The 14,508-nt window shown below is 38.4% G+C and carries 11 protein-coding genes and 1 tRNA gene; 3 read left to right on the forward strand and 9 right to left on the reverse strand.

The window, feature by feature from the left end:
* Positions 1-229: 229 nt before the first annotated feature.
* Positions 230-2,950 carry a substrate-binding domain-containing protein gene (locus ACW6NC_RS05510; RefSeq protein WP_457864222.1) on the reverse strand — a complete coding sequence of 907 codons (2,721 nt, stop codon included), beginning with the start codon at positions 2,948-2,950 and terminating at the stop codon, positions 230-232.
* A gap of 347 nt (positions 2,951-3,297) precedes the next feature.
* Here ACW6NC_RS05510 and ACW6NC_RS05515 point away from each other — a divergent pair, with 347 nt between their 5' ends.
* The gene (locus tag ACW6NC_RS05515; RefSeq protein ID WP_457864224.1) at positions 3,298-4,983 is read left to right on the forward strand and encodes a formate--tetrahydrofolate ligase; all 1,686 of its coding nucleotides are present in this window, start codon (positions 3,298-3,300) and stop codon (positions 4,981-4,983) included.
* A gap of 1,269 nt (positions 4,984-6,252) precedes the next feature.
* Here ACW6NC_RS05515 and ACW6NC_RS05520 read toward each other — a convergent pair.
* The 6 genes from ACW6NC_RS05520 to ACW6NC_RS05545 form a co-directional block, all read right to left on the reverse strand.
* Positions 6,253-6,326: transfer RNA gene (locus tag ACW6NC_RS05520), tRNA-Arg, on the reverse strand.
* Between the two features lie 90 nt (positions 6,327-6,416).
* Complete coding sequence (locus tag ACW6NC_RS05525) at positions 6,417-6,692, reverse strand: ATP-dependent Clp protease adaptor ClpS (RefSeq protein ID WP_457864615.1); 276 nt, start codon at positions 6,690-6,692, stop codon at positions 6,417-6,419.
* A 38-nt stretch (positions 6,693-6,730) separates the two neighbouring features.
* A complete protein-coding gene (gene prmA / locus ACW6NC_RS05530) occupies positions 6,731-7,564 on the reverse strand; it encodes a 50S ribosomal protein L11 methyltransferase (RefSeq protein ID WP_457864226.1) in 834 nt (277 codons plus the stop codon).
* A 1-nt stretch (position 7,565) separates the two neighbouring features.
* Positions 7,566-8,318 (reverse strand): triose-phosphate isomerase, encoded by a 753-nt coding sequence (gene tpiA, locus ACW6NC_RS05535; RefSeq protein ID WP_457864227.1) that lies wholly within the window; start codon positions 8,316-8,318, stop codon positions 7,566-7,568.
* Positions 8,319-8,476: 158 nt separating this feature from the next.
* A complete protein-coding gene (locus tag ACW6NC_RS05540; RefSeq protein ID WP_457864229.1) occupies positions 8,477-9,571 on the reverse strand; it encodes a BT_3928 family protein in 1,095 nt (364 codons plus the stop codon).
* Between the two features lie 12 nt (positions 9,572-9,583).
* The gene (locus ACW6NC_RS05545; RefSeq protein ID WP_457864231.1) at positions 9,584-10,141 is read right to left on the reverse strand and encodes a DUF1599 domain-containing protein; all 558 of its coding nucleotides are present in this window, start codon (positions 10,139-10,141) and stop codon (positions 9,584-9,586) included.
* Between the two features lie 161 nt (positions 10,142-10,302).
* Between ACW6NC_RS05545 and folP the strand changes: the two genes are divergently transcribed.
* Both folP and cdaA read left to right on the forward strand, forming a co-directional pair.
* Positions 10,303-11,124, forward strand: coding sequence for a dihydropteroate synthase (folP, locus tag ACW6NC_RS05550; RefSeq protein ID WP_457864232.1), 822 nt, complete (start codon positions 10,303-10,305; stop codon positions 11,122-11,124).
* A 40-nt stretch (positions 11,125-11,164) separates the two neighbouring features.
* Positions 11,165-11,938, forward strand: coding sequence for a diadenylate cyclase CdaA (gene cdaA, locus ACW6NC_RS05555; protein WP_457864234.1), 774 nt, complete (start codon positions 11,165-11,167; stop codon positions 11,936-11,938).
* On the opposite strand, the gene ACW6NC_RS05560 is transcribed toward cdaA, so the two are convergent.
* Both ACW6NC_RS05560 and truA read right to left on the reverse strand, forming a co-directional pair.
* Complete coding sequence (locus ACW6NC_RS05560) at positions 11,935-13,704, reverse strand: ABC transporter ATP-binding protein (protein WP_457864236.1); 1,770 nt, start codon at positions 13,702-13,704, stop codon at positions 11,935-11,937. The two genes, cdaA and ACW6NC_RS05560, sit on opposite strands and share 4 nt — an antisense overlap.
* On the reverse strand, positions 13,705-14,448 hold the full coding sequence (gene truA / locus ACW6NC_RS05565) for a tRNA pseudouridine(38-40) synthase TruA (protein WP_457864237.1): 744 nt from the start codon (positions 14,446-14,448) through the stop codon (positions 13,705-13,707).
* Positions 14,449-14,508 lie beyond the last annotated feature (60 nt).

Below are 14,508 nucleotides of genomic sequence, written 5' to 3' on the forward strand. Positions count from 1 at the left end.
ATCGTGATTACTAAAGTATATTTAAACTGACCCGATAAATTCCAAGATCTATTCAAAAAGTTACAATATTGTTAAGAGGATGTAAAAAAGGAGTTACTCCTCTGTATAACAGTAGGTTAAAAATAAAAATAAAATTATACGATAACGTTATAGTTGTGAATATGATACATTTTTTTCATTCCTGTTACCTCATTTGGAGGAACAAAAAATGATCAATAGTAACATTATCTTAACTTCTGAATTGTTTTGGAGAAACGCCGTATTTATTCTTAAAGGAGGTGGAGAAATATCCAGGAGAAGAATAACCCAGCTTGTAGGCAATTTCAGATATATTTAGACTGGAATCCTGAAGCATGCTTTTAGCTTTTGCCAGTTTTTGAGAATTGATGTATTCACTAATGCTTATTCCTAATATCGCTTTAACTTTTCGGTAAAGCTGAACCCTGGAAATATGAAGTTGCTTTGCAAGATCTTCTACAGTAAAATTGGGCTGTGCCAGATTCTTGTCGATCAAGGAATTTAAATCTTTGAGAAAATTCTGATCCGAGGTGTTGAATGCTTCATCTTTAACTTCATCGATTTTATTGGTATAATAATACCGCAACTTTTCCCGGTTATATAAGACGGAAATAATTGATTGTTCCAGCACTTCAAAATTAAATGGTTTGGTGATATACATATCGGCACCTGATTTCAGGGCTTTTAACCGGGATTCTTCATCGCTCAGCGCCGTTAAAATAAGCGTGGGAATGTGAGAGGTACGTAAATCATTTTTAAGTTCCCGACAAATTTCGAAACCGGATTTTTCCGGTAAATTCAAATCGCAGATTATCACATCTGGAATTATTTCAAGGGCTTTTTCAATTCCGTCTGTTCCATCAGAAAGAAATACCCGGTAAAAAGGATGAAATTTTTTGTGAAGAAGCTGGGAAAGATCATGATTATCCTCAATAATCAAGAGACTTTCCTTGTGCTCATCCTCTGCCGGAAGCGGGAAATCCAGTTTTTCGGTTTCTTCCATTGGTTCCGAATGGGAATGATCCATTTTTAATGGTAATTCCTCTTCGGAAACCTGATACTCTGCAAGGTGCTCTTTACCTTTTTGCAAGGAGACCTTAAATTCAGCACCATGCCGGGAAGTGACATTGATCTGTCCTTTATGCAATTCAACAAACTGCTTGGTGATATAAAGACCCAGGCCTGAACTTACTTTTGCATTATTAGTAGCCTGGGTAAACGGATCAAAGATGCGTTGATATTCCTCTTTCGGAATTCCCATCCCTGAATCTTTAAAGGTAATTTCGATTAGCTCTTCGCTTTCAGAAAGGTTGATAGAAATATTACCGTTTTTCGGTGTAAACCTGAAAGCATTAGAAAGAAGGTTAAAAAAGACCTTATCCATCATATCTCTGTCAATATAAGCCCAAGGTGATTCAACACTGGAAGTAAGTGTTAAGGTTATGGATTTTCTTAAGGCTTCACTTTTGAAATCAGAATAAATATTTTCAATAAAATCGTAGAGATTGGTTTTTAATGGTTTTAATCTAAAAGAATTCCCTTCCAGTTTTCTAAAATCCAGCAATTCATTAATAAGTCGTAACAGGCGTTTGGAGTTATTGATTATCAGTTTGGTTTCATAATCAAAGGCTTTCAAACTCCCAGAAGCATTTTTTGAGATATTCTCGATAGAGCTGGTTATTAAAGTTAGCGGTGTTTTGAACTCATGTGAAAGCGCGGTAAAGAAATTGATTTTACTTTCGTTAGATTCCTTTAGTTTTTGAGCGAAATCTTCGATTTGGTTTCTTTGTACTATAATTTTACGATTGTTCAATTCCAGCCTTTTCTTGCTTTTTTTGTTTTTATAAAGTAGGTAAATACTCCAAAGCATCAGGAAAAAGAGCACAGCAGCCAGGGCTATCATAATCTTCACCAGGTTGCTCTGAGAATTATAAGTAGCAATTTGTTCATTAATGGTATGTTGTTGGCGTGCTATATCATTCTGTTGCTGGTTAATTTTATCAAATTGATTTTGCATTATCCCTACATTCACCGAATCGATAACCACTGTTCGCAAAATATTATTCTTGCTGACACTTTCCCCGTCTAAAATATGTTGAGCAAGTTTAATAGCTTCGGCCCCACCCGTGGGATACAAGATTGTAGCATCTAGAACTCCTTCTTTCACCAGCTGAATGCCACCACTTGGCCCAAAGAGACCATCTACTCCTATGATCTTCACCTGGTCCTCAAGGGAGAATTCTCTGGCTACTTCCCAGGCTCCAAGGGCCATCCGGTCATTATGGGCAAAGATGAAATCGGGAACCACATTATCTTCCAAAAGAGCAGTTAAGGCATTGGTGATCGAAGATTTTTCCCAGTCTCCTTTAATACTATGGGTGACCTTGAAATTATTTACTGAATCAATAATACTTCTAAAGCCTCTGCTTCTTTCATGAGCCGGGGAGGAACCTTCGGCACCCGTAATTTCGAAAATTTCAGCATTGGTTCTTTCACCTGACAGAATATAACGTGCTGCATTGGATCCAATTTCAAAATTATCAGCACCCAAATATGCCGTATAATTACTGCCTTCGATCTTTCGGTCTATTATTATTGTTGGAATTCCGGCATCCATGGCCTTGTCTATTGCTGGTGTAATGGGCACGGACTGAATAGGAGAAACAATAAGAATATCTACTCCTTCTTCTATAAACCTTTCTATTTGTTCAATTTGCTTCTGAACCTGGTTTCCTGCATCGCTGATTTCCAATTCAAGCTCAGGATGCATAGAGGCTTCCACCTGCATAGCCCTATTCATTTGTTTACGCCAATTATCGGTAGTCATCGCCTGAGAGAAGCCTATTTTAAAGCTGGCAACTTCTCTTTCAGTTTTGCAGGAAAAGAGCGTCAGAATAATGATGAAGAAAAATAAATTTTTGGTTAGGGCCATAGGTAAGGACTTGGAAAAAACTGTTCTTTACTCTAATTAATTTAGAGTTGGTAAGATATAAATTTAAATGCTTGTTTTTAAAAAACTGACATTCTTCCTCAAAGGAGAATAGCCAATACGGTATTTCTCGAAAAGACCTAAAAATATCTTCTACGATGTTTATTACAGCCAAAACCAACAATGAAACCTGCTATTTATATTTAATCCTTGTAATGCAAGATTATAGAAGCCTTTCTGGATTTTGTGTATTCTCCGAAAACGATTTAGTAATTTCAAACTAACTGATCCTAATCATTTTTCTAATCTGGCATAGCATGTAATTTTGAGTATTCAAAAGCAGAAAATCAATGATAACCACCACCCCTCTCACCGATCTTCAAATTGCCCAAAATATTAAAATTAAACCTATTACTGAAATTGCACAGAAATTAGGTCTTGATTCCGAGGAAATTGAAATGTACGGAAAGTATAAAGCCAAGCTTCCCCTTTCCAGAATTGATAAGGAAAAGGTTCAAAATGGCAACCTGATCCTGGTTTCAGCTATTTCTCCAACACCTGCAGGTGAAGGAAAAACAACAGTTTCTATAGGACTTTCTGAAGCCCTGAACAGACTTGGAAAGAAAACAACAGTAGTTCTGCGCGAACCCTCTTTAGGACCTGTCTTTGGGATGAAAGGGGGCGCTACTGGAGGAGGATATTCCCAGGTCCTTCCAATGGAAGATATCAATCTTCATTTTACAGGAGATTTTTCAGCAATTGAAAAAGCTCATAACCTGCTTGCCGCTTTAGTAGACAATAATATTCAATCCAAATCCAATAACCTGGGACTTGATCCCCGCACTGTTTCTCTTAAAAGAGTAATGGATGTGAACGACCGATCCCTACGGAATATTGTGATCGGTCTTGGAGGAACAGCTTCGGGAATTCCCCGAGAAAGTGGTTTTGATATTACGGCCGCTTCTGAGATCATGGCAATCATGTGCCTGGCAGAAAACCTGGATGATCTCAAAGGCCGATTAGGAAATATTTTTATAGGCTATACTTTCAAGAAAAGACCGGTTTATGCACGAGATCTGAATGCTGAAGGGGCTATGGCCACTTTGCTGAAGGATGCACTAAAGCCTAATCTTGTGCAAACTATTGAAGGAAACCCTGCGATTATTCATTTAGGTCCATTTGCAAATATCGCCCAGGGCACAAACTCTGTCATTGCTACCCGAATGGGGATGAGCCTTTCAGATTATACCGTGACAGAGGCCGGTTTTGGATTCGATCTTGGAGCCGAAAAATTCCTCGATATTAAATGTCAGAGTGCTGGACTTGCTCCTAAGGCGGTGGTCATGACAACCACAATAAGGGCGCTCAAATATCACGGGGGAGCGGATTTAAAAACACTTACAATACCCAATGTTGATGCCTTGATAAAAGGACTTCCAAACCTGGAAAAACATCTGGAAAACGCAAAATTATATAACATCACCCCCGTTATCGCCATTAATAAATTCTACAGCGATAGCGATGAAGAGATACAGGTTATTTTTGATCTGGCAAGAAAACTAAATGTAAAAGTTGCCCTTTCTGACGGTTGGGCTAAAGGAGGTGAAGGAGCTCTCGATCTTGCTACAAAAGTAATAGAAGCCATTGAAGAAAAAAAGTCTGAATTTAAACCTCTATATCGATGGGAACAGGATGTAGTGACCAAAATCGAAACAGTAGCCAAGAAAATTTATGGTGCAGATAGGGTTGAGTTTTCTCCAAAAGCCAGGAAAAATCTAAAGACCATTTTGGATCTGGGACTTGAAGAATTACCGGTTTGTATTGCCAAAACTCAGAAATCTTTGTCTGATGATCCTTTGCTCTTGGGAAGACCTTCAGGCTTCACACTAAATGTGAGGGAAATTGAAATAGCTGCAGGAGCAGGATTCCTTATCCCCATTACCGGGGACATGATGCGAATGCCGGGATTGCCTGCGCATCCCGCTTCTGAAAATATTACAGTAGATTTGGAAGGAATTATTTCGGGGCTAATTTAGGAGCAAAATCTATTTCTTTTCAAATTCTCAAGAACCTTCCGGTAATTTCCGGAAGGTTTTTATTTTGAAAAGACCTGGGAGGTGAGAGTGAATCTGAAAATTGCTCAGGTGTTTTAATACCCCTATTTAAATATTCAGATTTTGCTTTATCCAGAAAGCAAAAAAAAGAACAAAATGCTTTATTGGAAAAGCATAAAACGAAAAAGTAGAAGTTTCTCGCAATATGTTGGTACAAAGTATAAAAAATACTGGAACGTGACGGTTTGGTAAATGAGTTGAAGAAAGATACTTCCATAATTGATATATCAACCAAACCTGAAAAACTATAATTGAACAACACGAATTTAAAGTATACTTTAGCAAAAGAAAACACCAATATTGGAAATGTTCGGGAAACTTTTTTCTTGAATCAGTTTAAAGGTTTACATGAAATCAACCGTTCAGAAACTGCTGATTCTGTAATTGATAAAACCTACACGTTTGAGATAGGCGAAAAAAAAATAAAAGTAAAAAAAAATAGCCGCTACAAAGAATGCCTACATTGCAAAAGATGATATAGAAAAAGGGTTTGGAAATATCATTCCTGTTTGTCTTTTTGGTTTCATGTACTAAATTGAAAAAAGGGTAATGGCAAAGAATATAAGACAAATAGCTCTAATCAATTAAGTCTTCCGACCTTCAAATAAATTTTGTGTGCAGAAATTGAATTCAAAGAATTTTGTCTATGAAATTGACATTTAAACTAGAAACAAACATTTTTGTCTACAAAAACTGAATTCAAAAAAGTCTGTCAATTATATCACGAAACAAACTGGAAATATATTATTCTACCATTTTAAAGGATATTAAAACAACGGAAAGACAAAGACTACTAAAAACAAAAATAAGCCTTGAGAATCCAACGATTAACGAGGCCTTCAGTACTTGACTTTGAACTTGCCATTTAAAATCATATCTGTTTAAGGGATTTTAAGAGCACCAACACTTTCATTATCCCAATTCACCCTGGAAGTATACACCCAAAATAAGAATGAAAATGTTTTAGAAGTATGTATAGGTATCATTCAGTTAAAAGACGAAAGTCAAACCCACAAAATTTTAAGCCACTGATAGTCAAAGTTTCAACATGTTGACAGGATAAGTTTTATGTTGACGATTTGTGAGAAAATAAACCTAATAAAAGTCTCTCAAACAAAAACCTTGAAAAACACAAAACCCTGTAAATCATTATATTTACAGGGTTTTAATTCAATTTAGTTTCTAAAAAAGTGACCTCGCCAGGATTCAAACCTGGAACCTTCTGAGCCGTAATCAGATGCGCTATTCAGTTGCGCCACGAGGCCTTTATTTATCGCTTTTCCTTATCCGGATTAGCGGCTGCAAATATATCGTTTATTTTAAATTCTGAAAAAGAAACCTGAAGTTTTTTTAAACTAAATTATCTCCGCACTAAGGCCCGCATCCAGTAACTTAGAGCAACGCGGCTTAAGATCTTCATAAGCTCCCGTTTTCACAGTACATTTTCCTTTATAATGTACAAGCAGGGAACATTGTTCAGCTTGCTCAGGAGTATGATCACAGGCATAAATGAGCGTTTCTATAACGTGATCAAAAGTATTATAATCATCGTTATATAAGACGATCTCGTTTTGCTTCTTTTTTTCAGTTTTTCTAACAACCTTTTCTAAAACTTCCTCCTTGGTACTCATCATCAAACATTTTTAGGTTCTCAAAAATAATAAAAAACTCATTTAGAAAACTTTACGGCAACCCAGTTATTTTTTTCGAGATGCTCAATATAATTTAAACCTAGCTCCTCGCAGGATTTTCTAATGGCCGAAACATCTTCTTCATAAAATCCGCTTAAATATAATTCTCCTTTGTTTTCCAAGGATGCCACATAGACCGGTAGATCGCGTAAGAGGATATTCCTGTTGATATTGGCCATAATAATATGGTATTTTCGGCCCTCCAATAATTCGGCACCACCCTCTTCCACACTTACGTTATCGCAGTTATTACGTTCCACATTTTCCAAACTATTCTGGTAGCACCAGTTATCAATGTCAATTGCATCGACAATATGAGCTCCCTTCATACTAGCCAGTATGGCAAGAACCCCGGTACCACAACCCATATCCAGCACATTTTTATCGATGAAATCATTCTTCAATATATGCTGAATCATTAAATGCGTGGTGGCATGGTGTCCAGTTCCAAAAGACATCTTTGGATCTATCACGATCTCATATTCGGTTTCTGTAGAAGGATGAAATGTTGCCCGAATACTACAGCGATCGTCGACAACTATGGGAGTAAAATTCTTCTCCCATTCCTGGTTCCAATTCACTTTTTCGATCTCATTTCTTGAATACGATATTTCTACCTCATCAGATTGAAGGATGTGCACCTGGGCAAGCAGGTCTTCTTCGTATTCTTCTACCGGGATATAAGCGGTAACGCCATCGTCTTCTTCCACAAAACTTTCGAATCCTAGGTAGCCCAATTCAGCAATAAGAATCTCAGCCCCGGGCTGAAGCGGTTCTATTTTAAACCTGAATTCGAAATAATTCCCAACCATTTTAGAATGAATTTACAATCTCTAGAAAGTCAACTGCCTTGAGACTGGCTCCTCCAATAAGTCCACCATCAACATCTTTCTTGGCAAAAATCTCAGCTGCATTAGCTGGTTTGACACTTCCGCCATAGAGAATAGAAACATTTTCAGCAATTTTATCATTATAAGCCTCTGCAATATTCTTTCTTATAAAGGCATGCATCTCCTGAGCTTGCTCAGGGCTTGCCGTTTCTCCTGTTCCAATAGCCCAAACAGGTTCATAGGCCAATACAATATTTTTCCAGTTATCTTCGGAAATTTGATAAAGGCTTTCCTTTAGTTGCTTGGCAACAAGATCAAAATGTTTATCGCTTTTCCGATCATCCAGTTCTTCACCAAAACAAAAGATCACCCGCATATCTTGTTCCATAGCAGTATTTACTTTTTCTGCAAGAATCGCATTTGTTTCGTGGAAATGTGCCCTTCGTTCACTATGCCCTAAAATCACAGTATTAATACCGATACTCTTTAGCATTTTCGCTGAAACCTCGCCAGTAAAAGCTCCGCTCTCAGCCTGATGCATATTCTGAGCAGCGACAATCACCGGGGTATCCTTCAATACCCTGAAAGCCGTATATAAATTGGTGAATGCAGGGGCTACCATCACTTCTGCCTCAGGTTCTTTTACCATTTGCATTTTCAAGTGACCCAAAAGCTCTTCGGTTTCTGCCAGATCATTATTCATTTTCCAGTTTCCTGCAACTATATTCTTTCTCATAATTTTTAGTTTTTCTACTTGGGATAATACACGTTTATTTTCTCTGGAAACAAAAATTTCCACATATCACAAATATATCCAATAGACAGCACATAAGGGTAACGCTCCTGTCTTAAAGAGAAGTTTTTACAGATTCCTTAAAAATAACAGGAAATGATTTATAATTTTATATCTCCAGCATCATACCAATGCTTCTTTTGAGTGATGGTACCCTGTTCCAGAGTTAGAATTCCAGGGTTGGAACGCACAATTGCCTTGAGCGCAGTTTCATCTGTTTGGTAAAATTCAAAATTGAGGTCATATTTTTCAATCAAACTGCTACGGGCGCTTTCTCCAGAAGCAGTAAGGCCAATTACCCGATACCCTTTCTTTAGAGCTTCTTCACTTAGATCCTTCACGGCTTTGTAACCATCGATTTCGGTCTTTTGAAGATCGTAAGCGACAATAAGCAGAACTTTATCTTCTGAAAGCACCTCATCGGTAATATCATTGCCATCATCTTCAATCTGAAAATCCGTAACTGGTGGTTTATAACCTTCACTGAGCTGTTGAGTTTCCACATCAATGAATTCTCCCTCAACCTGGGGATATTCCCCCCTATTGGTGATCACCACCTCTTCTCCATTCTGAAGGAATTTCCATTTATACTCAAAAACGGCCTTCGGAGCATCTTCAGGTACTTCCATCTGCTCCTGGATATTATTACCTACTTTATAAGCCCTGAAATCAAAAACAGGTAAATGCATAAGCACATAATAGGCAAACATAAAACTCAACATAAAGAACAGGAAGATGACCCATCTGTGCGAGACCGGTGCCAGCACAGGAGTAAGATATTTAATTTTTACAAAAAGAAAAATAATAAGCAACAGCAGGATTACATCCTTAAAGAATGATTGCCAGGGTGTGAGCGGGATCGCATCCCCAAAACAACCGCAATCAGTAACCTTGTTGAAATATGCAGAGTAAAAGGTCAGAAAGGTGAAGAAAAGGATCATTAATAATAGGCTCCACATCGTGAATTTAGGCAGATAACCTATAAGTAGCATAACGCCTAGAACAAGTTCAAAAACAACCAATATGATTGCTATTACAAGCGCAAAAGGAATAAGAAATTCCAGATTTAATACATTCTCACCAAAATATTCCTGAAGCTTAAAGGAAAAGCCAACGGGATCATTGAGTTTAATAAAACCTGAAAAAATAAATAAAAACCCAACCAGCACCCTGGCGATTCCAACAAGTAATTTCATATCGGTTTGCTTTTAATTGCTATGTTTCTCCTGGTCTTCCCCGATCAAGATAAGTGCAAAAACTGAATAATTGATAATATCCTGATAATTAGCATCAATTCCCTCGCTAACTTTGGTTTTCCCTTTATTATTCTCAATTTGTTTTACCCGTAATAGCTTTTGGATAATCAGATCGGTAAGGGAGCTAATTCGCATATCCCGCCAGGCCTCTCCGTAATCATGATTCTTATCCTGCATTAACTGCCTAGTATCGGCGATTTTCTCATCATAAAGCGCAACAGCATTCTCTGCATCAAGATCAGGTTGATTAGTCACTCCTTTTTCCAGCTGGATCAATGCCATCACGGAATAATTTATAATTCCGATAAATTCAGATTTTTCATCTTCATCTACTTTCTTCATACTGGACTCCTGGAGTTGCCGAATACGCTGTGCTTTGATAAAAATCTGGTCGGTAAGTGAGGGGAGCCTCAGGATACGCCAGGCACTGCCGTAATCCTCCATTTTATTGACAAACAACGCGCGGCAGGCATCTATCACCGCGTCGTATTGTTTTAAGGTATGCTGCATTTAGAAGTTCTAATTTGCGTAAATTTCGGGCAAATATTTCAGAATGTCAAAACTTAATAATTCCTGCTACCCTGGAACCGGTTTTAGTGACTATCCTATTTTGAATTATATAACGATAAAACCCCGGCAAGAGCTTGGAAATAATTTTCAATAATCAATAAATGACTATAAATTGTAAAGGAAACCTCATAGACCTTTCTCCGCCAAAGGTTATGGGAATTCTCAACCTTACTCCTAATTCCTTCTATACCGAAAGCAGAGTTAAAAAGGAATCGGAACTTTTGAAAAAATCAGAAAAGATGTTGGCCGAGGGTGCCACTTTCATAGATATCGGAGGTTACAGCAGTCGGCCTAATGCCGAGGAGGTTTCCACAGCGGAAGAAATTAACCGGGTAATCCCGGCTATTGAACTTTTGATTAAAAACTTTCCAGAGATCACTATTTCTGTTGACACCTTCAGGGCAGAAGTTGCCGATAAAAGCATTCAGGCAGGAGCAGCTCTTATCAACGATATTTCAGCCGGAAGTCTAGATGAGGAAATGATGCCAGTTGTGGCAAAGCACAAAGTGCCTTATATTATGATGCATATGCGGGGTACACCAAAGACCATGCAGGGCCTAACCCATTATAAAGACCTCACGCGAGATATTATTTTTTACTTCTCAGAAAAAATTAAATTAGCCCGTCAGCATGGTATTTCCGATATCATTACCGACCCTGGATTTGGTTTTGCTAAGACCACCACGCAAAATTTTGAACTCTTTAAACACCTGGAACTCCTGAAAAACCTTGACCTCCCCTTCCTGGTTGGTATTTCCCGGAAGTCTATGATCTACAAAAGCCTGGAAATAAGCCCGGAAGAAGCCCTCAACGGTACGACTGTTCTTAACAGCCTGGCACTTTCTCGGGGCGCCTCCATTTTACGTGTTCATGATGTAAGAGAAGCAGTAGAATGCGTAAAATTATACTCCCAGGTATGCTAATACTCGGTAATTTTCTATTTTTACACAAAAGCCCTTTAATTTGGATATTCTAAATCTGCGCATTCTTGATATTGTAGATATCGTTCTAGTCGCGCTCCTACTGTACTATCTTTACAAGTTAATCAAGGGAACTGTAGCGGTAAACATTTTTATTGGCATTGTAATCGTTCTCCTTTTTGGAATGGTCACTCAATTGTTGCAGATGGAACTCTTGAGTAGTGTTTTAGGAGAGTTTATTGGCCTTGGTATGTTTGCACTGATTGTTGTCTTCCAACAGGAAATCCGGAAATTCCTCTTAATGATAGGCTCTACAAATTTTACACAGCGAGGAAAATTTTTTAAAAATTTACGCTTTATCAAAGATGATCTCGAAACCACAACCGATGTAAAAGCTATTGTGAATGCCTGCGAAAGCATGGGAAGAACTTATACAGGGGCGTTAATGGTAATTCAGAAAAGTACAAACCTTGATTTTGTTAAGAATTCAGGTGATGACATGAATATTGAACTCAACCAACCTATAATTGAATCTATTTTTTACAAAAATTCTCCCTTGCATGATGGCGCTATGATCATTGAAGACAACAGGATAACGGCGACCCGGGTCATTTTACCAGTATCTAATGATAGAGCTATTCCCTTGCGTTTCGGTCTTAGACACAGGGCTGCAGTTGGCATTACCGAAAAGACAGATGCTCTTGCCCTGGTAGTCAGTGAAGAAACCGGACAACTTTCATATATCAAAGACGGAGAATTTGTGATGTTCGAAAACACCAAGGAGCTCATAGACAAAATTAAAGAGGATCTTAGTTAACCCAAATGCTCTTCCGCCATAAACTGCACCTCATATAAATTTCGGTAATAGCCTTTTTCTTTCTTAAGCAATTCCGAATGTGTCCCTATTTCCATAATTTTTCCATCATCCATTACGATAATCTTATCAGCCTTTTTAATGGTTGCCAATCTATGTGCAATCACAATAGAGGTACGGCCCTGGGTAATTTTATCCGTAGCTTTCTGAATAAGCAGTTCACTGTAGGTATCCACGGAAGAAGTGGCCTCATCCAGAACTAAGATACTTGGATTGCTCATATATGCGCGGAGAAAAGATATCAATTGTCGCTGACCAGAAGAAAGCATAACTCCTCTTTCCTTTACGTTGTATTGATAACCTCCTGGAAGCGTATTGATGAAATCGTGGATTCCGATTTGTTTTGCAGCGGCGATCACCTCCTCCTGAGAAATATCCGGATCGTTCAAATTAATATTATGCAAAATGGTATCGGCAAACAGGAACACATTCTGGAGGACAACGGCAATTTGAGAACGCAGGGATTTAAGGTTTATGTCTCTGATATCTGTTCCGTCCACCAGGATCTTACCACTGTCTATTTCATAAAACCTGTTCAAAAGGTTAATTATGGTGGATTTTCCAGCGCCGGTTGCACCTACAATGGCAATGGTTTCTCCGGGTTCTGCTTTAAAAGAGATGCCTTTTAAAACTTCCTCATCATCAACATAGCTGAATCGAACATCTTTAAATTCGATCTCACCCTTTAGATTAGTCACCTCTATTTTCCCCTCATCCTTAATCGAAGATTCGGTATCCAAAATCCCGAAAACCCGATTAGCGGCAACCATTCCCATTTGCAGAGTATTAAATTTATCCGCAATTTGCCGAAGTGGCCTGAACAGCATCTGTGAGAGTTCGATGAAAGCCACAATAATTCCCAGGGTAATCACATCGCCTTCTACTGCTCGAAGCCCTCCAAACCAGACAATAAGTCCAATGGTTATGGATGTAGCCATCTCGGCGATTGGGAAAAATATGGAGTTGTACCATACTGTTTTTACCCAGGCATTACGGTGCTTATCATTAATCTGCTTAAAATTTTCATATTCGGCCTTTTCTCGTGTGAAAAGCTGTACGATCTTCATTCCGGTAATGCGTTCCTGGACAAAGGTATTGAGATTGGCAACCTCAGTCCGCACTTCTTCAAAGGCCACCTTCATCTTACGTTGAAAGACCCGGGTGGCATACATAATTAGAGGCAAAACAGTTAGGACCAGTAAGGTTAACTGCCAACTCTGGTAAAACATAAAGGCTACAACCACCAGCATTTTAAGAATGTCGCTAATAATCATAAAAAGCCCCTGACTAAAGATACTAGCAATGGTTTCTATATCGCTTACGGCCCGGGTCACCAGTCGTCCTACGGCAGATTTATCATAGTAGGCCATTTTAAACCGAAGCATATGTTGGAATAAATTAACCCTCAGGTCACGAACAACTTCCTGTCCCAGCCAGTTCGCAAAGTAAATAAAGAGAAATTGAAAGATCACTTCCAAAAGAAGTATCCCGCCCATTAGAGAAACAAAGAAAACCAGGCTTTCATACTCAGCCGGCATTATTGCATCGTCTATAGTAACTCTCAGAAGATAGGGCCTGAGAACGGCAAAAAAGGATAGCAATATTGCCGCAACTCCTACAAAATAAAAGGTTATCTTATAAGGCTTGGTATATTTAAGCAGGCGCTTAAACAAATTAAAATCAAATGCATTTCCGGATTTAGACGCCATTTATTCTATTGCTATTTTTGGATAAGTGACCCTTGTAAGGTATAGAGCCCTGGCCGGCACCGAAGTTCCAGCCTTACTTCTGTCTTCACTTTGTATTATTTCGTGCAAATTATTCACTGAGGTTTTTCCTAATCCGACTTCAAGTAAACTTCCCACAATGGCCCGAACCATGTTTCTTAGAAACCTATCGGCTGTGATACTGAATTTCAAAATATCCCCTTCCCATTCCCAGCGGGCCTGCTCAATTTTGCAATTATAGGTTTTTACATCGGTTCTCGACTTTGAAAAACACTTAAAGTTAGTATAAGTTTTCAAGATGTTTGCAGCTTCATTCATTTTATCTACATCAAGATGCTTCTTGATCAGGTATGTTCGATCCATCAAAAATGGATTCTTTTTATTGATAATAAGGTATTCATAGCTCCTGCTTAACGCATCAAATCGAGCGTGGGCTATAGCCTTTACCTCAAAGATATCATTAACAGCAATATCAGAAGGCAACATAGAGTTAAGCTTAAACTGTAGCTGCCTGGCATCTATTCGCTCTAGAGTATCAAAATGGGCAAAGATTTGCTTGGCATGTACCCCTGCGTCGGTCCTGCCAGCACCAGTTATTTCTGTTGTCCTCTGGAATAATTTACCGAGAGCAGTCTCAACCACCTCCTGTATGGAGGTCGCATCTGGTTGATTTTGCCAGCCATGATATTTCTCTCCAAAATATGCCAGTTCTAAAAAATACCTCAAGGCAATACGATTAATTTTCTATATTTTCGAACAGCAAAGATAAGGCAATTATCAAAAGCT

It is taken from the genome of Salegentibacter profundi, assembly GCF_054121475.1.